Here is a 21,287-nt window from a genome sequence, read left to right on the forward strand (position 1 = left end):
GCATGACCCACGATCACTGGACTGAGGTCAAGGTCGCCCGCGAAGCGACGCTGGCACCGCCGGAGAAGGCCAAGGCCAAGCTCGACAGTCAGAACAAGCTCTACGTCCGCGACCGGATCGCCCTGCTCGTCGACGAGGGCAGCTTCGTCGAAGAGGCGCAGCTGGCGAACGCGCTGAACCCCGGCCTGCCCGCGGACGGTGTGGTCACCGGCCGGGCGCTGGTCGACGGACGCCCGGCGCTGATCGTGGCCAACGACCCGACCGTGAAGGCCGGCTCGTGGGGTGCGCGGACGGTCGAGAAGATCGTCCGGATCACCGAGGTCGCGCTCCGCGACGAGCTGCCGATCTTCTGGCTGATCGACTCCGCCGGCGCCCGTATCACCGACCAGGTCCAGCTGTTCCCGGGCCGTCGCGGCGCCGGCCGGATCTTCCACAACCAGGTCGCGCTGTCCGGCAAGGTCCCGCAGATCTGCTGCCTCTTCGGTCCGTCCGCGGCCGGCGGCGCCTACATCCCGGCGTTCTGCGACATCGTGATCATGGTCGACGGCAACGCCTCGATGTACCTGGGCTCGCCCCGGATGGCCGAGATGGTCGTCGGCGAGAAGGTCACGCTGGAGGAGATGGGCGGCGCCCGGATGCACACCAGCGTCTCCGGCTGCGGTGACCTGCTCGCGTCCGACGACACCGAGGCGATCGAGCTCGCGAAGCAGTACTTCTCCTACCTGCCGGGATCGTGGCGTTCGCGGCCTCCGTCGTACGACGCCTCGGACGCCGGCCGCGATTTCACCAGGGACCTGGTGCCGGCCGAGGAGAGCGTCGGGTTCGACATCCACGACGTGATCGACGCGGTCGTCGACGCGGACACGTTCTTCGAGATCAAACCGGCGTACGCGCCGGAGCTCGTGGTCGGGTTCGGGCTGCTGGCCGGGCAGGTGGTCGGCATCGTGGCCAACCAGCCGGCGGTGAAGGGCGGCGTGCTGTTCGTCGACTCGGCGGACAAGGCGGCGCGGTTCATCTGGCTGTGCGACGCGTTCAACGTGCCGCTCGTCTACCTGTGCGACGTACCGGGCTTCATGATCGGCAGCGAGGTCGAGCGGGCCGGGATCATCCGGCACGGCGCGAAGATGATCACCGCGGTGTCGGAGGCGACCGTGCCGACGGTGTCGGTCATCGTCCGCAAGGCGTACGGCGCCGGGCTCTACGCGATGTGCGGCCCCGGCTTCTCGCCCGACGCCTGCATCGCGCTGCCGACCGCGAAGATCGCCGTGATGGGTCCGGAGGCGGCGATCAACGCCGTGTACTACAACAAGATCCAGGAGATCGCCGACGAGGGCGAACGGGTCGAGTACGTCGCGAAGCTGCGCGAGGAGTACGAGACCGACATCGACATCCTGCGCCTCGCCGCCGACCTGGTCATCGACGCGATCGTCGAACCGGAGGACCTCCGCACCGACCTGATCGCCCGCCTCGCCGCCGCGCAGTCCAAGGACCGAACCTTCTCCCACCGCCGCCACGGCGTACCGCCGGTGTAGCTAGGCTCGGCGGTGTGACTGCACAGGAGTTCGCCGAGAGGATTCGTTCGCGGGAGAAGCTGGTCGGGTACTGGGTGACGTTGGATGTGCCGCCGGCGACCGAGCGGATTGCTCGGTTGGGGTACGACTACGTGGTGCTGGACGGACAGCACGGGCTGATCAGCACCACGGGGTTGCTGCACGGGCTGCTGGCCATCGATGCGGGTGCGGCGATCGGGTCCGGTCGGACGGTCGGGTTGGTGCGGGTCGAGGCCAACGATCCGACGCCGATCGGGCGAGCGCTGGACACCGGCGCGGCCGGGGTGATCGTGCCGTTGATCGACACCGCGGAGGACGTGGCGGCCGCGGTGCGGGCGGCCAAGTATCCGCCGGTCGGCGTGCGGTCGTTCGGGCCGTTGCGGGCCTCGTTGCGGATCGACCAGGTGCCGGTCGAGGCCAACGCGCAGACCGTCGTACTCGCGATGATCGAGACGCCGCTCGGGCTCAAGAACGTGGCCGAGATCTGTGCGACGCCGGGGCTCGACGGGGTGTACGTCGGTCCGTCGGATCTCGGGCTGTCGCTCGGGGCCCGGTTCCCGGGTGATCCGGAGATCGAGGGTCCGTTCGAGGAGGCGCTCGAGCTGATCGCGCGGACGGCTCGGGAAGCGGGGATCGCGGCCGGGATCCACACCTTCGACGGGGAGAGCGCGCAGGCGCGGCTGGCACAGGGGTACACGTTCGCCACGGTGTCCTCCGACCTCAGCCACCTCGAGGCCGTCGCCGCCGCCCACCTCGAGACCGCCCGCGGTACCTATCCGGGTTAAGTTCGGAGGAGCACACCGAGGAGGGTCGCGGATGAAGGCTCCCGAGCGAGGGGCACTGCCGTTGGGACTGGCCGCCACACTGGGGCGGACCTACGGGCGGCTGACCGAGACGGTGCAGGGGTTGAGCGACGCGGACTTCGAGCGCGACACCCGCTGCCCGGGGATGCAGGTCGGTCCGTTGCTCGTGCATCTGCTGTACGACGCGCAGCGGGTGCTGATCGCCTTCGCCAGCCCGGCCGTGGCCGAGCCCGATCGGGACTTCGTCACGTACTGGCAGGACTTCCCGCCGCAGCCCGACGGAGACACCAGCTTCGTCCGGGGGATCGCGGCGTCGTACCGCAAGCCCGGTCTGCTCGTGCAGCACTGGCGCGAGGTCTCCGAGGCCGCCGTCCGCGCGGCCGCGCTGGGGCTCGCCACGAAGGGTCACCGGATCGAGACCCAGGGGCATGTCCTCCGGGCGGTCGACTTCGTCGCGACATTGGTGCTGGAGGCAACGGTTCATCACCTCGACCTGACCGTCGGACTTCCGGACGCGCCGGAGCCGGATCCGGAAGGACTGCAGGTGACGGCGCGCACGCTGGACGGGCTGTTCGGTCCGGACGCGTGGGACGTGATCGGCTGGGACACCACGACGTACGTGCTGAAGGCAACCGGTCGGCTGCCGCTCGACGAGGACGACCTGGAGATGCTCGGCCCACACGCGAGCCGCTTGCCGCTGCTGGGTTAGAAGACCCCGGCGAACGGGTCCTCCAGCTCCTGCCAGTCGAGGCCGGCCAGCTCGGACTCGGTCAGCAGGCAGGCGTCGAGGATGGCCTGCAGCCGCGCCGGATCGAGCCCCATGCCGGTCGCGACCACGGTGCACTCGGCGAGGTGCTCGGTCTCGGACCACTCGCCGAGCATCCCGAGCGACGCGCTGTATCCGGCGGACTCCCAACGGACGCGCTGGGTCGGCCGGTTTGCCAGCCAGACCACGCCGCGGCTGCGGACGACACCGTCGACGATGTCCTCGAGTGCGTCGTTCAGCCGGGCCGGGTGCAGCGGACGCGTCGACCTCCACAACACCGTCGTCACCCCGTCGCCACTCGGCTGGACCCGGTCCGACGACGCGAGCTCACCGGCCCACGCCTCGGCCGCGTCGAAGTCGAACCGCCCGGTCCGCGCAACCGGTCCGCTCGGCACGCCGCCGACATCCGCGGTCACGACCGACGTCCGCGGGTTCAGATGCTCCAGCAAGTGCACCAACCGCTCGGGCGCCGTACTGCGATGCGCGTTGGCCAGCACGCACACGTCGGCGTACTCGATCTGGCGGGCCGTCAGCTCCGCGACATTGCGCCGATCGGGCAGACCGAGGGCGAGGCCGCGCTCAGCGAGCAGCTCGTCACCGGACAGCTGCTCGACGAGCAGTACGGCGTCGACGACGCAAGTGACCGTGTCCACCACGATCTCCGGTAGCACCGACACCAGCGTGGTGACGAGCGGCCGCGCCTCCATCGCGGGCGGCGCGGCGAGGACGATGTGGTCCCAGTGCGCTCGCGCCACAAGTGCCTCCAGCAACGGCACGAGCGACTCGATCAGCTGGCAGGCACCGCAGTCGTCCCCGACCGTGAATTCGCCGGCGTCGATCGGCCCGGAAGCGTCCTGGACCCGCCACGACAGCACGCCGCGGCCGGGCAGCTCGTCCTGATCCACGACCACGACCACTGTGGTGGCGTCGGTCATCGCATCGAGGACAGGCTCCCGCAGGGTGGTGGAGAGCCCTACCAACAGGGACAACGGAGTCTTGGCCTGGGCGGTCATCTCCCCAGTATATGAAAACGGTTTTCATCAGTCCAGAGGCCCGATCGTCTGGTAGGCAAGGGGCATGGCGATCGAGATCGGGCGGTTCACCGGTGAATGGGACGAGCTCCTGGAGCTCCTGGACATGGCGTTCTCGTCGCCGTGGACCGACGCGCAGTACGAGTCCGAGCGGAAGATCTGGGAGCGTGAGCGGTCGACGGTCGCGATCGACGACGGGCAGCTCGTCGGGCACACCGGGACGTTCTCGCACCGGATGGCGGTGCCGGGCGGGCAGTTGCCGGTCGCGGGCGTGACGATGGTCGGCGTACGCGCGACGCATCGGCGGCGGGGCATCCTGCGGGATCTGATGCGGTCGCAGCTGACCGACATCCACGAGGCCGGCACGGAGCCGCTGGCCGCGCTGACCGCGAGCGAGCCGGTGATCTACCCGCGGTTCGGGTACGGGCTCGCTTCCGATGTCCAGGAGATCGTCGTACCGAAGGTGTCGCGCGAGCTGCGCCCCGTGGACGGCATCGACGACGTGCGGATCCGATACGTCGACGCACGCGAGAGCCTCGCCCGCTGCGGCGAACTGCGGAACAAGCTGGCGCTGGAGCGGCCGGGGATGTTCCAGCACGACGAGCGCTGGCAGGAGTACACGATCAGCGACAACCTGACCGGCAGCCCTGCGAACGGGTCGAAGATCCGGTGCGTGCTGGCGGAGCGGGACGGCGAGCTGACCGGATTCGCGCACTACCGGACCAAGCGGGCGGACGGGAGGTACGTCGACGTGCACCGGGTGCACGCGGTCGACATCGCCTCTCATGCTGCGCTGTGGCGGTACCTGCTCGAGCCGGACCTGCTCAAAGAGACGCGCTGCGAGATGCTCGCGTCCGACGACCCGCTGCTGGACCTCCTGCTCGACCCGCGGGCACCCTCGCCGGTCACGCGCGACGGCCTGTGGGTCCGCCCGGTCGACGTCGGTACGGCGCTCGCCGGGCGGACGTACGCCCGCGACGTCGATGTCGTCATCGAGGTCGTCGACGACTTCCTGCCCTGGAACGCCGGCCGCTGGCACCTCGACGGCGGACCGGACGGTGCCAGCTGTGAGTCCACGTCGCGGGACGCGGACCTGACACTGCACGTGCGTGATCTGGGCGCCGTCTACCTCGGCCGCCCGTCACTGGCGAGGCTCGGCCGCGCCGGTCTGGTCGAGGAGCACACGGCGGGCGCCCTGTCCACGACTGCGGAAGCGTTTTCCACATCTCGACTCCCGTTCCTCGATACGGGCTTTTGACGGGGTAGCCTGCCCAGATGCAGACGCAGCGGCGGGGTGCGCTCGCGGTGGCCGCCGTGGTGCTCGTGGGGGTCGTGGCGGCCGGGTTCGTCGTGCTCGCGTCGGCGAGCGGGCCGGTCCGGCCGGTCAGCGAGAGCACGCTGAAGGCCAGCCCGCGGCCGCTGCCGACGTTCACGCCGTCCGACACCGCCGCCCCGCCGCCGACGGCCACACCCTCGCCGCGGGACATCAAGCCGGTTGAGATGCCGGCCTGGTTGAAGGCGTTGTGGCAGGCGGTGATCTACCTCGCGATCGCGGCAGTGCTGGTGTTCATCGGACTCATGATCTACCGGGTCATCAGCAAGGTGCGGCTGCCGCAGGCGGAGCCCGACGACACGGACTGGGAGCGGGTGAAGACCGAGCGCCTGGCCGAGGCGGTCGACGAGGGCTTGGCCCGCATCGACTCCGGTAGGGCGACGGATGCGGTGATCGCGTGCTGGGTGGCGCTGGAGGAGGCGGCCGCGTCGGCCGGCGTACCGCGGGATCCGTCGGAGACACCGGCCGAGTTCACCGTGCGGGTGCTCGGGATCGGCGGGATCTCCGAAGGGCAGCTGGTCCGGCTCGGTGAGCTGTACCGCGAGGCGCGGTACTCCACACACGGCTCGAGCGAGGAAGCGCGAACCGAGGCGCGGGCCGCACTGTTGCGGCTGCGCGACGAGCTCGCGGCCGCTCATCCGCAGGAGGTCGCGGGATGACGTCGTACCGCTGGTCGGACCTGGAGGAGAAGGGGCCGCCGCAGGAGGTCAAGAAGAGTCGGTCGTTGCGGCTGAACAAGCTGCTCCTGCAGCACGTCGGGATCGCGGTGCTGGCGAGTCTGCTGCTGGTCGCGGTGTTCGGTGCGGCGGGAATGGCACCGCGGCCGCTGTGGTTCGTGGGTGCCGCGCTGGCGATCGGGGTCGGGTCGCTGGCGATCCGGTTGGTCCTGCCGCAGGTGGTCGAGACGAGCTGGCCCGGCCAGCACGACGACAAGCTCGCCGCGCTGCGCACGCGGACCAGCGACAACCGGACCCAGTTCATCGCCACCTGGCTGCAGGAGTCGAGCCGCGAGCGGCGTGCCGGCGAAGGCTCCCAGACTTTCGTACGCCGGGTGCGGCCGATGCTGCTGGAGCTGGCCACCGACCGTCTGGTGCACCGGCACGGCATCGACCCCGAACGCGAGCCGGACCGGGCTCGCGAGATCACCGGCGACCGGCTCTGGCTGCTGATCACCAGTGAGGACAAGCGCACCGCGTCCCTCGACGAGATCGAGTACGCGATCCACACCATCGAGAACCTGTGAGGGATACCTGTGACTGATGGCGAGCTGACGCTCGGTGAGGTTTCTGACCTGTGCCGACAGGTGCTGGAGCGGGTCAGCCAGGCCGTGGTCGGGAAGGCCGAGGCACTCGAGCTGGTGCTGGCAGGCGTTCTGGCCGGCGGCCACGTGCTGCTGGAGGACTACCCGGGTCTGGCGAAGACGCTGGCCGCGCGGTCGTTCGCGCAGGCCCTCGGGCTGGAGTTCCGGCGGGTGCAGTTCACGCCGGACCTGCTGCCGTCGGACGTCACCGGCGGGTTCGTGTACGACCAGAAGGAGTCCGAGTTCGTCTTCCGGCCCGGCCCGATCTTCACCGGCCTGCTGCTGGCCGACGAGATCAACCGGACGCCGCCGAAGACCCAGGCCGCCCTGCTGGAGTCGATGCAGGAACATCAGGTCACCGTCGAGGGACAGACCTTCCCGCTGCCGACACCGTTCCACGTGCTCGCGACGGCGAACCCGGTGGAGTACGAAGGCACCTATCCGTTGCCGGAGGCACAGCTCGACCGCTTCATGCTGCGGATCGGCTTCGGCTACCCGAGCCCCGCGGAGGAGTGGGAGGTACTGCGTCGCCGGATGAGCCGCCGTCGCGAAGACCAGACCGTCGAAGCGGTGACCGACGCGGCCGGCCTGCTCGCTGCACAGCAGGCCGTCGAGAGGGTGACTGTCGACGACACCGTCGGCCAGTACTGCGTCGACCTGGCCGCGGCGACCCGTCGGGACTCGCAGGTGCTGGTCGGTGCGTCGCCGCGTGGTTCGCTGGCGCTGCTGCTGACCGCTCGGGCGTACGCCGTGATCAAGGGCCGCGACTACGTCGTACCGGAGGATGTGAAGGCGGTGGCCGTGGCTGCGCTGGCGCATCGGATCACGGTGCGGCCTGAGCTGTGGCTGCATGAGGTCACCGGGGCGACCGTCGTACGGACGGTGCTCGGTTCGGTTGCGGCGCCACCCACGGTGGTCGGCGCTACCAGCGCATGAGGTGGCATCCGACGCACGCGCAGATCCGGGCGATCTGCGTGGCCGCGGTGCTGCTGGCGGTCGCCGTACTGTTCCGGCGGCCGGATGCTGCCGTGTTCGGATTGCCGTTGGCGTTCCTGGCCGGCTGGGGGCGGTTCTTCCGGCCCCGGGAGCGGCCGGAGGTGCACACCGAGCTCGACGCGGACGTGCTGTTCGAGGGGCAGGCGACGACGTACCGGCTGCGGGTGCCCGACGGCGTCGACCCGGACATCGACCTGATCGTGGCGGCGTTGCCGCGGACGGCCTGGTTCCAGTACGACCCGCCGCAGGCGTCGATCGCGGAGCCGGTCTCGAACGGCGAGGTGACGCTGGAGGTCGGCGTACGGTCGAAGCGGTGGGGGCTGCGGTCGTTGGAGCGGCCAACGGTCACGGCGACGTCGGCCGTCGGGGCGTACCGGATCCAGGTGACGTCGGTGGAGTCGCAGGCGGTGACGACGCTGCCGCTGCGTGAGGGTTTCGAGGCGGTCGACGCCGTACCGCGGCCGGCCGGGCTGGTCGGGTTGCACCGGTCGCGGCGGCCGGGCGAGGGGACGGAGCTGGCCGGCGTACGTCCGTTCCGGACGGGTGACCGGCTGCGGCGGATCAACTGGGCGGTGTCGGCGCGGACGCGGGAACTGCACGTCACGTCGACATGGTCCGATCGCGACACCGAGGTCGTGATCATGGTCGACACCGGCGGCGAGATCGGGGTCAGTGAAGGGATCGACGGACGGTCGTCGAGCCTCGACACCGCCGTACGAGCGGCCGCCGCAGTGGCCGAGCACTACTTGCGCAACGGCGACCGGGTGCGGCTGATTGACACCGGTAGCTTGTTCCGCGGCGTGCGGTCGGGGAGCGGGCGCGCGCATCTGCGGCGGATCCTGGACACGCTCGTGCACGCGGATCGTCGCGGTCGGCAGCAGGACGAGGAGCAGTTGGCCCGGCGGAACCGGGTCCGGTCCGACAGCCTGGTGCTCGTGCTGAGTCCGCTGCTGCGGCCGGTGATGCTCGGCTACATCGTCACACTCGTCCACTCTGGTTGCACGGTGATCGCGATCGACACGTTGCCGCCCGACATCACCTCCATCCTGGAGCCGGAGGCGCATGACGTCCGCTCCTGGCCGCTCGCCTGGCGGCTGCGGTTGCTCGAGCGTCGCCGCGACCTGGATCGGCTCAGCGACCTCGGCGTACCGACGGTTCCGTGGCGCGGCTCCGGGACGCTCGACGAGGTACTGCGGGACGCCGCGCGACTGTCCGCCGCACCGAGGATCCGCTCATGAGTACTTCGGAGAAGATCACGCTGTGGCTGGCGCAGATGCGTGCGTCGGGGCGGGCTGTTGTCTATGCCCGGCTGGTGATCGCCGTCGCGGGCGCTGTCGCGCTCGTCGTACCGGCTGTGCAGTCGTGGGACCAGCTGGATCTGATCCCGCTCGTCGGCGTACCGATGCTGTTGGCAACTATCGTGTTGCCGGATTCGCCGGCGGGGATCGTGTTCCTGCTGGTTGTCGCGTTGGGGTGGTTGGTGCGGGCGCCGGCCGAGGTCAGCTGGAGCCTGCTGGTGACCGCGGTGGCGCTGGTGGTGGTGCATCTGGCAACCGCGTTCGCGGCCCAGCTGCCGTCGTACGCGCGCGTCCACCCGGCTGCGCTGCGGCGGTGGTGGTTGCCTACGGCAATCAGTGTGTTGCTGGTGCCGATGGTGGCTTTGGCCGCGGCTCTGGTCCAAGGGGCGGATGTGCCGGGATCGCTGGTGGTGACCGTGGTTGCGATGGGGCTGGGGACGGCGACGATCTGGTTCGCCGCGGGCCAGAAGCTGGATCGGAGCTAGTTGCCGAGGGTGCCCTCGATCTCCTCGGCCCAGGGCATCGGGATCGCGTTCGGTCCGATGACCTGCATCGCGGACATCACGGTCAGCAGCATGCCGGCGGAGAGGAACTCGCGGGCCTCCCGGGGAGAGGCTCCGGTCAGGTCGCGGACCAGCGCGTAGATGCTGCCGAAGCGTTCCCGGACGCAGTCGCCGATGACCGGGTCGCCGCTGGCGGAGAAGCCGTGCAGCAGGACCAGGAGCAACTCGGGCTCGCCGAGCAGCCGCTTGTAGTTGCGGCCCAGCGCGCCGAGATCCGGAGACTCGTCGGCGGCCTCGCGGAAGATCTCCTCGATCCGTCCGCACACGCTCTGCACCGCGGCCAGGAACAGCTGCTGCTTGGTCCCGAACAACCTGATCACATACGGCTGTGAGACGCCGGCCATCCGGGCGATCTCGTCGGTCTTGGTGCCTTCGTACCCGGACGCGGCGAACGCCTGCACGGCGGCCGCCAGGACCTCCTCGACCCGCTCCTTGGCGGTCAACCTAACCCTCGTCATCGCAGCCCCTTTCGAACACGCTTGACATGTTATCAGTGGATGCATACTCTCGTCATCAAGCTTGTTATCAGTCAATTACAACTTTGGAGTTTGGGATGACCGCTCTCGTCGAGAGGGAAGTGGTGGAGACCCGGAGCCGTGGGCTCGGGGTGGTGCTGGCCGCGGTGGGGATCCCCACCTTCATGGTCACGCTGGACAACCTGGTCGTGACGAACGCGTTGCCGGTGATCAAGACCGACCTCGGTGCGTCCTTGTCCGACCTGTCGTGGTTCGTGAACGCCTACACGCTGGCGTTCGCCGCGCTGCTGCTGACCGCGGCCGCGATCGGCGACCGCATCGGCCGGCGGCGGATGTTCCTGGCCGGGATCGCGCTGTTCACGCTCGCGTCGGCCGCCTGCGCGCTGGCGGCCGAGCCGTGGATGCTGACCGCGTTCCGGGCGATCCAGGGCATCGGCGCCGCGGCCGTGATGCCGCTGTCGCTGACGTTGCTCGCGGACGCGGTGCCGGAGAAGCAGCGCAGTGCCGCGATCGGTATCTGGGGCGGCATCTCGGGCCTCGGCGTCGCCGTCGGTCCGGTGGTCGGCGGAGCGGTTGTCGACGGTCTGAACTGGCAGTGGATCTTCTGGCTGAACGTCCCGGTCGGCGTGTTCGCAGTACTGCTCGCCGCTCGGGTGCTGAGCGAGTCGAAGGGTACGGCGAAGCGGCTCGACCTGCTCGGACTGGTTCTGGCGACGGCCGGCGTGCTGTCGATCGTGTGGGGTGTCGTGCACGGTGCCGACGACGGTTGGACGTCCGGCGGCGTACTCGGCTCGCTGATCGCGGGCGTCGTTCTGCTCGCCGCGTTCATCGGCTGGGAGAGTCGTACGTCGGCACCGATGCTGCCGCTGCGGTTGTTCTCGGTCCGCTCGTTCAGCGTGGTGAACATCGTCGCCTTCACCTTCGCGGTCGGCGTGTTCGGATCGGTGTTCCTGCTGGCACAGTTCTTCCAGGTCGTGCAGGGCTACACGCCGTTCCAGTCCGGCGTCCGCACGCTGCCGTGGACCGCGGCGCCGCTTGTGGTCGCACCGATCGCCGGCCTGATCGTCGATCGAGTCGGCCCGCGCACGCTGATCGTCGTCGGGCAGCTGTTCCTCGCCGCCGCGCTCGGCTGGATCGCGCTGATCACCACGGCCACGACCCAGTACGGCGACCTCGTCGTACCGTTCATCCTCGCCGGGATCGGTATGGGGCTGACGTTCGCGCCGACCGCGAGCGTGGTGATGAACAGTGCGTCCGACGCGGACCGGGGTGTTGCGTCCGGCACCAACAACACGATCCGCGAGGTCGGGGTCGCGATGGGCGTCGCCGTCCTCGCCTCGGTGTTCGCCTCGGCCGGGTCGTACGAGTCGCCGACCAGCTACGCCGCCGGGCTGGTGCCCGCGGTCTGGACAGGCGCCGCGATCGTCGCGGTCGGTGCGCTGGTCGCCTTCCTGCTGCCGGGTCGCTCTAAAGTGTGACCGTGCTGGACGCAGACGACGTACGACGGATCGCGCTGTCCTTCCCGGAGACGGTGGAGAAGAAGCGCTGGGGACACCCGACGTTCGACGTCGCCGGGCGGATGTTCGTCACGGTTCCGGACGACCAGACGTCGTTCGCGGTCCGGTGTCCCCGGCTGGAACGCGAGGAGTTGATCGCGGCGGAACCCGAGAAGTTCTGGGTGCCGAAGCACGAGGCGGGCTCGAACTGGGTTCGGGCCCGCCTCGCCGCGCTCGAGGACGCCGACGAGCTGCACGACATCCTGCTCGACTCGTGGCAGCAGGTCGCGCCGCCGGGTCTAGCTGACGTATCTGGGTGACACCGCGAACGTGTTGCAGCTGGCCGGGTTGCCGGTCTTGAACGACGTACCCATGAACCGCTGCTGGCTCGCCACGCTGCCGTGGTCGCCCTCCTCCGGCTTGTCGCCGGCTGTCACGACCCACTTGTTCCAGACGTAGAGCATCTCGCCGCTGATCGGGTAGCTGCGCTTGTTCACCGCGAGGAAGACGCCGGCGAAGCAGTTCGCCTGCAGTTCCATCCGGCGGGTCTGCCGGGTCCGGTCGTCGTAGTTGGTCAGCTCGTACCGGATGTTGTCCGAGGCCTGCAGGATGCCGGTCATGTTCTGTATGCCGTGCCCGTACTCGTGCGCGACCGACCGGGTGTACCACATCCGCGCGTAGGCCTTCGACTCCGCGTCGGGGTACTCCGTGTAGGCCTGCACGAAGACGTCGACCTTCATGTACAGGTTGTTGTTGGCCGAGCAGTAGTACGGCACGCTGACCGGACCGGTGCCGCACGGGCCGGTCGCGTTGGTGCCGGCCCAGAACGTCATCGTCGGCGGCTTGAACTTGTAGCCGGCCCTCGCCACCAGCGGCGCCCACGCCTTGTCCAGACAGGGCTTGATCGCGGTCCAGTACGCCGCCGCGTTGCGCGCGTTGGTCGGCCGGACCCGCGGCTCCTTGCAGTTGACCGTCTTCATCTGGCCGACCTTGTAGAGCGCGTTCTTGGCCACGACGGTCGAGTCCGAGACCTTCGGTGCCGTCGTGGTCGTCGTCTCGGTGCTGGTCGGTTGCTCGGTCGGTTGCTCGGTGGGCTGTTCCGTCGGCTCTTCGGTGGGGGACCCGGTCGGCTCGGGGGTGTAGCGGCTCGGGCTCACCGGCGGGGTCGTGACGTCATCGGCGTTCTTCTTGACGACGCCGATGATCCAGCCGCCGACGATCGCGACACCGACGATCGACAGGATCGCGATCAGCGGCGCCTTCGACTTCTTCCGCGGCCGCTGCGGCTGCCAGCCCGGACCGGGACCAGGGCCGCCGGGACCTGGTGGGCCGAAGTTGGGACCCCAGCCGAAGCCGGGACCCTGCGGCGGCGGGCCGCCGTACTGACGCTGCGGCTGTCCGTACCCGGGCTGCTGGTACTGCGGCTGCTGGTACTGCGGCGGCGGCTGCTGCGGGTACTGCTGCTGGTACTGCGGGTTAGGTGGATACGGCGGGTTCTGGCCGGGCGGCCCATAGGGTGGCTGGCTCAACGCCGTTCCTCTCCGGTGCGTCAGAAAAAGCGACCGCCACAGTATCCTGGACGGTAGGGTCGGCCTGTGAACGATCCCGTGACTGAAGCCCGTACACCGAACAGTCCGATCGACCAGCTGGCTGAACGGCACCTCGAGCAGGAGATCGTGCTCGACCCGATCACGGCCACCGAGCTGGGGATCGCCGGCCACGACCACGAGCTGCCGGACTTCACCCCGGCCGGTTTCGAAGCGCGGATCGAGTTGACCCGGCAGACCGTCGCGGCGGCGCAGGCGATCGAGCCCGCGAGCCCGCGCGAGGAGGTCGCCAAGGACGCGCTGGTGGAGCGGCTCGGGCTGGAGCTCGAGCGCTACGACGCCGGCGTACCGCAGCACCAGCTGAACGCGATCTCGTCGGTCCCGGCCGCGCTGCGGCAGGTGTTCGACCTGATGCCGACCGACACCGAGCAGGACTGGGAGACGGTCGCGATCCGCCTCAACCAGATCGGTACGACGCTCGACGGGTACCGCGAGACGCTGCTGGAGCAGGCCGCGCTGGGCCGGATCTCCGCCGTACGGCAGGTGAACGGGCTGGCCGAGCGGATCGCCAGCTGGACCGGTGCCGACGGCGACGACTTCTTCGCCGGGCTGGCCGCGCAGGCCCCCGAGAGTGCGGTCAAGCCGACCGTTGAGGCTGCGGCGGCGTCGGCGCGCAAGGCGTTCGATCAGTTCGGCGCCTGGCTGACCACCGACCTCGCGCCGCGAGCGCCGCAGCGGGACGCGTGCGGCCGGGAGGTGTACGAGCTGGCCTCGCGCAGCTTCCTCGGTGCGTCGATCGACCTCGAGGAGACGTACGCGTGGGGCTGGGCCGAGCTGGCCCGGATCGAGAACGACATGCGGGAGATCGCGGCCGGGCTGAACGGCGGCGACCGGAGCATCGAGGCGACGGCAGCGCTGCTGGACAACGACCCGGCGCGGACGATCCGCGGCAAGGACGCGTTCCGGGACTGGATGCAGCAGCTGTCCGACGCGGCCGTCGCCGAGTTGGGCGGCACGCATTTCGACATCGCCGACGAGATCCGCACGCTGGAGTGCATGATCGCGCCGACCTCGGACGGGTCGATCTACTACACGCAGCCGAGTGAGGACCTGACCACCCGGCCCGGCCGGATGTGGTGGGCGGTGCCGACGGGTGTCGAGCAGTTCGCCACCTGGCGCGAGGTCACGACCGTGTACCACGAGGGCGTGCCCGGGCATCACCTGCAGGTCGCCCAGACGATGCTGCGGACCGACCTGCTGAACCGCTGGCAGCGGATCGCCTGCTGGGTCTCCGGACACGGCGAAGGCTGGGCGCTGTACGCCGAACGCCTGATGGAGGAGCTGGGCTACCTCGAGGAGCCGGGCGCGCGGTTCGGCATGCTGGACGCGCAGGGCTTCCGGGCGGCGCGGGTGATCGTTGACATCGGCATGCATCTGGAGCTCGAGGTTCCGCGCGACAACCCGTTCGGCTGGCGGCCGGGGGACCGTTGGAACGCCGAGCTCGGGTTCGAGTTCCTCCGGGCGCACTGCCGGATGGAGACCGAGTTCCTGCGGGCCGAACTCAATCGGTACCTCGGCTGGCCGGGGCAGGCGCCGTCGTACAAGGTCGGTGAGCGGATCTGGCTGCAGGCGCGGGAGGAAGCCAAGCAGCGCAAGGGATCCGCGTTCGATCTGCGGGCGTTCCACTCGGACGCGCTGAACCTCGGATCGATCGGCCTGGACCCGCTGCGCCGGGCGCTGGCGAAGCTATGAGCCTGCGTTTCGTGCTGGCGTCGGCATCGCCGGCCCGGCTGAAGACCCTGCGCGGCGCGGGCGTCGAGCCGGAGGTGATCGTCTCCGGCGTCGACGAGGACCACATCACCGCCGAGAGCCCCGGCGAGCTGGCGCGTCTGCTCGCGACGTTGAAGGCCCGCGCCGTCGTTGCTTCGCTGACCGAGCACGCGACCGTGCTCGGCTGCGACTCGGTCCTCGAGCTCGACGGTGTCGCCTACGGCAAACCCGGTACGCCGGAGATCGCGCGCGAACGTCTGCGGATGATGCGCGGGCGCAGCGGCGTACTGCACACCGGGCACTGCCTGATCGACACCTCGGCCAAGCAAGAGCTGCGCGAGCTGGCGTCAACCACGGTGCATTTCGCCGACCTGACCGACGACGAGATCGACGCGTACGTTGCCACCGGCGAGCCGCTGGTCGTCGCCGGCTCCTTCACCGTCGACGGACTCGGCGGCCCGTTCGTCACCGGTGTCGAGGGCGACTACCACAACGTCGTCGGTCTCTCGTTGCCGCTGCTCCGCCGCATGCTCGCCGAGGTCGGGATCGCCTGGCCCGAGTTGTGGAAGACGACCTCGGAGTACAAGTACGACGAGACCGTCGCCTCGACGTACGACGACACGCGCGGCGGGCTCACCCGCGCCGTCGCCGCCGCCGAAGCGGTCGACTCGCTGCTCCCGAAGGGCGGACGCGTCCTCGAGCTGGCCGTCGGGACCGGGATCGTCGGCGCCGAGCTCGTTGCCCTGGGCAACCTGGTGCACGGTGTCGATCTCTCCACCGCCATGCTCCAGCACGCCCGAGTCCGGCTTCCCGGGCACGTGCTGGCGGCCGATGCCGCGAGATTGCCGGTCGCTGACCGGCGCTGCGACGCGGTCGTGGCGGTCTGGCTGCTCCACCTGCTCGACAACAGCGAACCGGTCATCGCCGAGGTCGCCCGCGTCCTCCGCACCGACGGCGTCTTCGTCACCACCACCGAAAAAACCGACGCCGGCCGCTACGCCGACGGCCGGGGCCCCCACGACACCCGCTCCCAGGACTCACTCGCCCACCTGGTCGCGGTCGCATCCCGCCACGGCCTGGTGCTCGACGGAGTAACAACCTTCAACGGCCCGCCCCGCAACACTGGCGACACCCCGGTCTACCCACTCGTCCGCTTCCGCCGCAGCTGAGTCCGGTCAGCCGGTGAGGCCGGTCTTGGCGTCGAGGTACTGCAAGAGGTCGTGCGCTGCCAGCTCGACCTCTTTGTGACGCCACTCGGAGGCCCGGTAGACCGAGGCGATCAGCGCGGTGCGATGAATCCGCCGGAAGTCGCCGAGCACGAACGCGTAGCGCGCCTTGGTCTCCTCACCGGCACCATCGGTGAGCCCCAAGTGCCAAGCGCCGTACTCCTGCCAGCTGTGCTTGTCGAGATAGGCGTTCTGGTCGTCGGCCCGTGGCTGCACCTCGCCCCAGTCGCTGTCCAGCACGTACTGCCGCGCGTCGATCAGCTTCCGTGCGTTGTCGACGGCATCGGGATTGACCGCGTACTTAGCCATACCGTCAGTGTTTACGGATGAGCGCTGGCGCGCCACTGGCCCGGGCCCGGGTGGAACGGGGTGCGGGCGTTGCGCCAGTAGGTGGCCCAGTTGCTGGCCCTCTGCGGGTCCGGTGCGGGTGCGGGCGCGGCGGCTCGCGCGGCGAGGACCGTGACGAGGGCGGCCAGCTCCTCGGGTGTCGGGTTGCCTTTGCGGATCTCGATCACAGTGGGATGTTCCCATGCTTCTTCGGCGGCAGGGTGTCGCGCTTGGTGCGGAGGAGGCGGAGGGCGCGGATGATCTCGGCGCGGGTCTCGCTGGGCTTGATGACCGAGTCGATGTAGCCGCGTTCGGCCGCGATGTACGGATTCGCCAGGTGGTCCTCGTACTCGGTGATCAGCTGCTGGCGGCGGGACTCGGCGTCCTCGGCGCCGGCCAGCTCGCGGCGGTACAGGATGTTGACCGCGCCCTGCGCACCCATCACCGCGATCTGCGCGGTCGGCCAGGCGATGTTGATGTCCGCGCCGAGATGCTTCGAGCCCATCACGTCGTACGCGCCGCCGTAGGCCTTCCGGGTGATCACGGTGATCATCGGGACGGTCGCTTCGGCGTACGCGTAGATCAGCTTGGCGCCGCGACGGATGATGCCGTTCCACTCCTGGTCGGTGCCGGGCAGGAAGCCGGGGACGTCGACGAAGGTCAGGATCGGCAGGTTGAACGCGTCGCAGGTGCGGACGAAGCGGGCCGCCTTCTCCGACGCGTCGATGTCGAGGGTGCCGGCGAACTGCATCGGCTGGTTCGCGACCACGCCGACCGGGCGGCCCTCGACCCGGCCGAAGCCGACGATCATGTTCGGCGCGAACAGCGCGTGCACCTCGAGGAATTCACCGTCGTCGACGACCGCCTCGATCGCGGTGTGCATGTCGTACGGCTGGTTCGGCGAGTCGGGCACGAGCGTGTCGAGGGCGAGGTCGGTCTCGCTCGGCTCGAGGTCGGCCGGGGCGTCGTACACCGGCGGGTCCTCGAGGTTGTTCTGCGGGAGGTGACCGACCAGCGTCTTCACCCACTCGATCGCGTCCTCCTCGTCGCTGCCGAGGTAGTGCGCGTTGCCGGACTTGGTGTTGTGCGTCCGCGCGCCGCCGAGCTCCTCCTGGGTGACGTCCTCACCGGTGACGGTCTTGATCACGTCCGGGCCGGTGATGAACATGTACGACGATTCGTCGACCATGACGGTGAAGTCGGTGACCGCGGGGGAGTACACCGCACCGCCGGCGCACGGGCCCATGATCAGGGAGATCTGCGGGATCACGCCGGACGCGCGGACGTTGCGGCGGAAGATCTCGCCGTACAGGCCGAGGGAGACCACGCCCTCCTGGATCCGGGCGCCGCCGGAGTCGTTGATGCCGATCAGCGGGCAGCCGATCTTCATCGCGAGGTCCATCACCTTGACGATCTTCTCGCCGAAGACCTCGCCCAGGCTGCCGCCGAAGACGGTGAAGTCCTGCGCGAACACGCACACCTGGCGGCCGTCGATGGTGCCGAACCCGGTCACCACGCCGTCGCCGTACGGGCGGTTGCCGTCCAGGCCGAAGCTCGTCGAGCGGTGCCGGGCGAACTCGTCCAGCTCGGAGAAGGAGCCCTCGTCGAGCAGCAGCTCGATCCGCTCGCGGGCGGTCTTCTTACCGCGCGCGTGCTGCTTCTCCACCGCGCGCTCGGACCCGGCGTGCACGGCCTCGTCCAGCCGGTGCTCGAGGTCCGCGAGCTTCCCGGCCGTGGTGTGGATGTTCACCGTCTCTCCCATGAACGCGCAGCCTACGCGCCAGTACGCCGTACCGCCTGTGACGTCCGCCGCAACGCGTCGCTGAACCTGGTCGCCGGTAGGTTCTCGCCGTGGCGGACGCGCAGGTCGGTGATCTGATCCGGAGCATCAACGAGCTTGTCGAGCGGGACACCGGGAGCCGATCGTTGGCCGTCGGCAACCAGATCGCCCAGCGGGTGACGCGGTCCGACCAGCGGCGGCTGCGGTTGCTGGTCGACAACCTCGACATTCCGGCCCGGCTCACGCCCAGGCCGCGCGAGAAGGATCAGCGGACGGAGCTCCGGGCCGCTCTGATCGAGACGGTCGCCGGCTGCGCCGGCGTACTGGAACCGCGGGAGCCGGTCCAGGAGTCGCTGTATTCCTACGGCCGGTCCCGGTTCGAGACGGCCAACAGTCGGCTGTATGCGCAGTACGAGACGCCCCGTCTGATCGCCGGACTCCGGCCGGACGGGCGGCCGGACGATCTCGGCATCTTCCCGCCGCCGGTGATCGAGGGCGACGTGCTGGCTGCGCATGCGGCCGTCGTGGCGATCAGCGCGCGGACCGGGCGTCCGGAGCGCGTCGTACTGCGTGAGCTCGTCGCCGCCGGTCGCGGCGCCCACGCGACGGCTGCGGCGCGGATGCTGCTTCAGTCGCGTCCGGGGTTCACGGCGTTGCCCGCGCCGGAGCGGAACGAGTTGACGACGGCGATCGCGGATCACCTCGAGGCCCAGTTCGAGAACCACGAGCGGGAGGTTCCGGGGCCGGAGATCGGCGCCGTACTGGCGGATCGGCGGGAGTTGGCCGGCTTCGGTTCATCGGCGATCACGACGGCGAGCCAGGACGCCACTGAGGAGATCGCCCACCTGCACCAGTACTTCGACACCATCGGCCGGCCGCCCGCCGTTGCCCGGCCGGACTCGGTCGCCGAGCTGTGCGGTCAGATCCGGGGCGCCGTCGGGGAGGTCCTCGACGCGCCCAACTCGCGGTGGGACGGCGAGATCGAGCCTGGAGTTGGTGCCGCGACGACGCTCGAGCTTTCGCGGGAGCAGGCGGCGGCGCTCGGGAAGCTGCTCGAGAGCAGCAGGACGCATCCGCTCGGTGCTTCGGATGCGACTGCTGCACGGGAGGCGTTCCAGTTCGTGGCGGCGGAGTACGCGCGCTGGGCCGTTCCGGAGGAGTTCGACGAACGCCACGAGGCGGCTGTCGGGGCGGTCGCAGCGGAGTACGCGACGATCGAGCGGGCGGTCGGCACGGCGTTCGCCGAGGACAACCTGCAGGATCTTGCGGACCGTTCGTTGCCGTACGAGCTTGCGATCCAGGTTCGGCAGGCGCAGACGCCGGAACCTGATCGGCGGCTGGCGCCGGCGGCTCGCTCGTTCGCGGCCGTGGTCGACAAGGCGCTGGGTGTTGAGGAGGGGGAGACGCTCCGGCGGATGGCCGGGGAGAGTCCGCCGCGGATGGTTCAGGCGGCGGTCGGGGATCTGGTGGCGGGTTCCGGCGTACAGAACGTCGAGCGGCCGTTCGCGCTGAGCCGGATCACGGACGAGGTCGACCTGCAGTTCGCGGCTCTGCCGGGCGTGCTGGACAACGCGATGTATGCCGACTCGGCGCAGGAGTACGGGACGATCGCCGGCGAGGTTGCCGTGAAGATGGCCGAGACCTATGCGGAGGCGCCCGGCATGGCTCGGCGCGAGTCGCTTGCACGAGACCAGGAGGCAACGGCGCGGTTCGCGTCCGGGCACGACCCGGCTCTGACCCGGCCCCACGCTCAGTCCCGCGACTCCGCGCCCAGCGCGAACCGGACCACGTCGGGGCCTGAGCGCAAGCGTCCCACGCTGGACCGCTGACGGGCGGCGACGTCAGGCGGGGCCGACGGCGAAGAGTTTGGTGAGGCGGGCGGCCTGGGCCAGGTCGCCACGGACCGACAGGCGTTGCTTGAGCACCGCGACGATCGGATCCTCGTTCCCGGTGACGATGCGGAGCAGCGTGGCGGGATCCGTGCGGATGGAGATGTCCGCGGGAGCCGGCTGCGTCGACAACACGGTGCAGCGGCTGTCGTGCACGTGGATCCAGTACTCGTCGACGGAATGACCGTCCCCGCCCGCGCCGGTGATCTGCCAGCTGATCACAGCGTCGAACCCGGCGGCCCGGGCGGGTCGGAGGTACTCCGGCATCCGGCGAAAGATCTCGCGCAACGCGACCTCTCGCACTCCCCCGATGAGACGATGCCGAAGCTCCCGCTCCGACGTCCGGTCGACCAATCGGGCCAGCTCACTCGCGTCCAGGGTGGTGATCCCCTCGGACTCGAGCCAACCGGCACTGCCTCGCTCGGTCATCGACCACCCCCGGGCAGTTCCTACCGGACTGTAGGAATTTCCTACGATGCGGTAGGTTTGTCAAGTGGTTGGGGACCCTGAACGACGTCAGCGCGCTCGTCATCTCGGTCCGGAGCGCCGTCGGCCGTTGATTCTGGATGCCGCGCTCGAGGTGTTCTCGGCGAACGGCTTCGCCGGTACGACGATGCAGTCCGTCGCGGACGCGGCCGGTGTCACCAAACCCGTCGTCTACGACTCCTTCGCGAACCGCGACGAGCTCCTGCTGGCCCTGCTCGCCCGCGAGGAGCAGCACCTGGTCGTCTCGATCGTCGCCGCGCTGCCCGCGGACCCGAGCGTCGGCACCCCGGAGGAGCACGTCCTCGAGGGCCTGACCGCCTTCCTGACCGCGGTCTCCAAGCAGCCCCAGTCGTGGCGGATCGTCTTCGGCGCGCAGTACGGCGCAGCGCCGGTCGTCGCCGAACGCGTCCGCGCCGCCCGGGCGTTCCTGGTCGAGAGCCTCCGGCTGACCCTGCTCCAGTCCCTCCCCGGCGTCGCGGACCCCGACGCGAACCTCCCGGTCCTCGCCGAACTTCTCGCCTCGATGACCGAGTCCTGCGCCCGCATGCTCGTCGTCGACGGCACCGACCGCAGCCCGGCCGAGCTGGCCAAGACCGTCTCCCAGGTCGTCGCGGGCGGCTTCGGCAATGTCTGAGCCCTCGCCGCGATAG

At 69.8% G+C, this 21,287-nt stretch carries 22 protein-coding genes; 15 read left to right on the top strand and 7 right to left on the bottom strand.

All coding sequences use genetic code 11. The annotated features are described in order from the left end of the window. Positions 1-2 precede the first annotated feature (2 nt). Genes OHA10_RS18140 through OHA10_RS18150 form a run of 3 tightly spaced genes read left to right on the top strand, consistent with a single transcriptional unit; the run spans position 3 to position 3,062 of the window. Complete coding sequence (locus OHA10_RS18140; protein WP_371407395.1) at positions 3-1,532, top strand: acyl-CoA carboxylase subunit beta; 1,530 nt, start codon at positions 3-5, stop codon at positions 1,530-1,532. A 14-nt stretch (positions 1,533-1,546) separates the two neighbouring features. Next, the gene (locus OHA10_RS18145; RefSeq protein ID WP_371407396.1) at positions 1,547-2,335 is read left to right on the top strand and encodes an HpcH/HpaI aldolase/citrate lyase family protein; all 789 of its coding nucleotides are present in this window, start codon (positions 1,547-1,549) and stop codon (positions 2,333-2,335) included. A gap of 31 nt (positions 2,336-2,366) precedes the next feature. Beyond that, positions 2,367-3,062, top strand: a complete 696-nt coding sequence (locus tag OHA10_RS18150) for a maleylpyruvate isomerase N-terminal domain-containing protein (RefSeq protein WP_371407397.1) — start codon at positions 2,367-2,369, stop codon at positions 3,060-3,062. Here OHA10_RS18150 and OHA10_RS18155 read toward each other — a convergent pair. Continuing rightward, positions 3,059-4,132: a GTP-binding protein gene (locus OHA10_RS18155; protein WP_371407398.1), complete on the bottom strand. Its 1,074-nt coding sequence runs from the start codon at positions 4,130-4,132 to the stop codon at positions 3,059-3,061. The genes OHA10_RS18150 and OHA10_RS18155 overlap by 4 nt on opposite strands. Before the next feature lie 64 nt (positions 4,133-4,196). Between OHA10_RS18155 and OHA10_RS18160 the strand changes: the two genes are divergently transcribed. Genes OHA10_RS18160 through OHA10_RS18185 form a run of 6 tightly spaced genes read left to right on the top strand, consistent with a single transcriptional unit; the run spans position 4,197 to position 9,562 of the window. Beyond that, the gene (locus OHA10_RS18160; RefSeq protein ID WP_371407399.1) at positions 4,197-5,408 is read left to right on the top strand and encodes a GNAT family N-acetyltransferase; all 1,212 of its coding nucleotides are present in this window, start codon (positions 4,197-4,199) and stop codon (positions 5,406-5,408) included. 17 nt (positions 5,409-5,425) lie between these two features. Beyond that, entirely contained in the window at positions 5,426-6,142 is a 717-nt protein-coding gene (locus tag OHA10_RS18165) for a DUF4129 domain-containing protein (RefSeq protein ID WP_371407400.1), read from the top strand. Beyond that, entirely contained in the window at positions 6,139-6,726 is a 588-nt protein-coding gene (locus tag OHA10_RS18170; protein ID WP_371407401.1) for a hypothetical protein, read from the top strand. Before OHA10_RS18165 ends, OHA10_RS18170 begins: the two co-directional genes overlap by 4 nt. 9 nt (positions 6,727-6,735) lie before the next feature. Beyond that, entirely contained in the window at positions 6,736-7,719 is a 984-nt protein-coding gene (locus OHA10_RS18175) for an AAA family ATPase (protein WP_371407402.1), read from the top strand. Then, entirely contained in the window at positions 7,716-9,017 is a 1,302-nt protein-coding gene (locus OHA10_RS18180) for a DUF58 domain-containing protein (protein ID WP_371407403.1), read from the top strand. The genes OHA10_RS18175 and OHA10_RS18180 overlap by 4 nt, the downstream gene beginning before the upstream one ends. Beyond that, positions 9,014-9,562: a hypothetical protein gene (locus OHA10_RS18185; protein WP_371407404.1), complete on the top strand. Its 549-nt coding sequence runs from the start codon at positions 9,014-9,016 to the stop codon at positions 9,560-9,562. The genes OHA10_RS18180 and OHA10_RS18185 overlap by 4 nt, the downstream gene beginning before the upstream one ends. Here OHA10_RS18185 and OHA10_RS18190 read toward each other — a convergent pair. Then, the gene (locus OHA10_RS18190; RefSeq protein WP_371407405.1) at positions 9,559-10,098 is read right to left on the bottom strand and encodes a TetR/AcrR family transcriptional regulator; all 540 of its coding nucleotides are present in this window, start codon (positions 10,096-10,098) and stop codon (positions 9,559-9,561) included. The two genes, OHA10_RS18185 and OHA10_RS18190, sit on opposite strands and share 4 nt — an antisense overlap. Positions 10,099-10,193: 95 nt before the next feature. Here OHA10_RS18190 and OHA10_RS18195 point away from each other — a divergent pair, with 95 nt between their 5' ends. Further along, on the top strand, positions 10,194-11,594 hold the full coding sequence (locus OHA10_RS18195) for a DHA2 family efflux MFS transporter permease subunit (RefSeq protein ID WP_371407406.1): 1,401 nt from the start codon (positions 10,194-10,196) through the stop codon (positions 11,592-11,594). Positions 11,595-11,596: 2 nt separating this feature from the next. Further along, the gene (locus OHA10_RS18200) at positions 11,597-11,932 is read left to right on the top strand and encodes an MmcQ/YjbR family DNA-binding protein (protein WP_137252890.1); all 336 of its coding nucleotides are present in this window, start codon (positions 11,597-11,599) and stop codon (positions 11,930-11,932) included. On the opposite strand, the gene OHA10_RS18205 is transcribed toward OHA10_RS18200, so the two are convergent. Beyond that, on the bottom strand, positions 11,912-13,141 hold the full coding sequence (locus OHA10_RS18205; RefSeq protein ID WP_371407407.1) for a neutral zinc metallopeptidase: 1,230 nt from the start codon (positions 13,139-13,141) through the stop codon (positions 11,912-11,914). The two genes, OHA10_RS18200 and OHA10_RS18205, sit on opposite strands and share 21 nt — an antisense overlap. 66 nt (positions 13,142-13,207) lie before the next feature. Between OHA10_RS18205 and OHA10_RS18210 the strand changes: the two genes are divergently transcribed. Both OHA10_RS18210 and OHA10_RS18215 read left to right on the top strand, forming a co-directional pair. Further along, entirely contained in the window at positions 13,208-14,911 is a 1,704-nt protein-coding gene (locus tag OHA10_RS18210; protein WP_371407408.1) for a DUF885 domain-containing protein, read from the top strand. Next, the gene (locus OHA10_RS18215; protein ID WP_371407409.1) at positions 14,908-16,098 is read left to right on the top strand and encodes a Maf family nucleotide pyrophosphatase; all 1,191 of its coding nucleotides are present in this window, start codon (positions 14,908-14,910) and stop codon (positions 16,096-16,098) included. The genes OHA10_RS18210 and OHA10_RS18215 overlap by 4 nt, the downstream gene beginning before the upstream one ends. A gap of 6 nt (positions 16,099-16,104) precedes the next feature. Here OHA10_RS18215 and OHA10_RS18220 read toward each other — a convergent pair whose 3' ends face one another. Genes OHA10_RS18220 through OHA10_RS18230 form a run of 3 tightly spaced genes read right to left on the bottom strand, consistent with a single transcriptional unit; the run spans position 16,105 to position 18,244 of the window. Beyond that, positions 16,105-16,464 carry a hypothetical protein gene (locus OHA10_RS18220; protein ID WP_371407410.1) on the bottom strand — a complete coding sequence of 120 codons (360 nt, stop codon included), beginning with the start codon at positions 16,462-16,464 and terminating at the stop codon, positions 16,105-16,107. Between the two features lie 11 nt (positions 16,465-16,475). Beyond that, on the bottom strand, positions 16,476-16,670 hold the full coding sequence (locus OHA10_RS18225; protein WP_371407411.1) for an acyl-CoA carboxylase subunit epsilon: 195 nt from the start codon (positions 16,668-16,670) through the stop codon (positions 16,476-16,478). Further along, the gene (locus OHA10_RS18230; RefSeq protein ID WP_371407412.1) at positions 16,667-18,244 is read right to left on the bottom strand and encodes an acyl-CoA carboxylase subunit beta; all 1,578 of its coding nucleotides are present in this window, start codon (positions 18,242-18,244) and stop codon (positions 16,667-16,669) included. The genes OHA10_RS18225 and OHA10_RS18230 overlap by 4 nt, the downstream gene beginning before the upstream one ends. An 89-nt stretch (positions 18,245-18,333) precedes the next feature. Here OHA10_RS18230 and OHA10_RS18235 point away from each other — a divergent pair, with 89 nt between their 5' ends. Beyond that, on the top strand, positions 18,334-20,091 hold the full coding sequence (locus OHA10_RS18235; RefSeq protein WP_371407413.1) for a hypothetical protein: 1,758 nt from the start codon (positions 18,334-18,336) through the stop codon (positions 20,089-20,091). 12 nt (positions 20,092-20,103) lie between these two features. Here the strand turns inward: OHA10_RS18235 and OHA10_RS18240 are convergent, their stop codons facing one another. Then, a complete protein-coding gene (locus OHA10_RS18240; RefSeq protein WP_363871272.1) occupies positions 20,104-20,580 on the bottom strand; it encodes an SCP2 sterol-binding domain-containing protein in 477 nt (158 codons plus the stop codon). 64 nt (positions 20,581-20,644) lie between these two features. On the opposite strand from OHA10_RS18240, the gene OHA10_RS18245 reads away from it, so the two are divergent. Beyond that, positions 20,645-21,271 (top strand): TetR/AcrR family transcriptional regulator, encoded by a 627-nt coding sequence (locus OHA10_RS18245; RefSeq protein WP_371407414.1) that lies wholly within the window; start codon positions 20,645-20,647, stop codon positions 21,269-21,271. Positions 21,272-21,287 lie beyond the last annotated feature (16 nt).

The sequence above is a fragment of the Kribbella sp. NBC_00662 genome (assembly GCF_041430295.1).
Taxonomy (GTDB): domain Bacteria; phylum Actinomycetota; class Actinomycetes; order Propionibacteriales; family Kribbellaceae; genus Kribbella.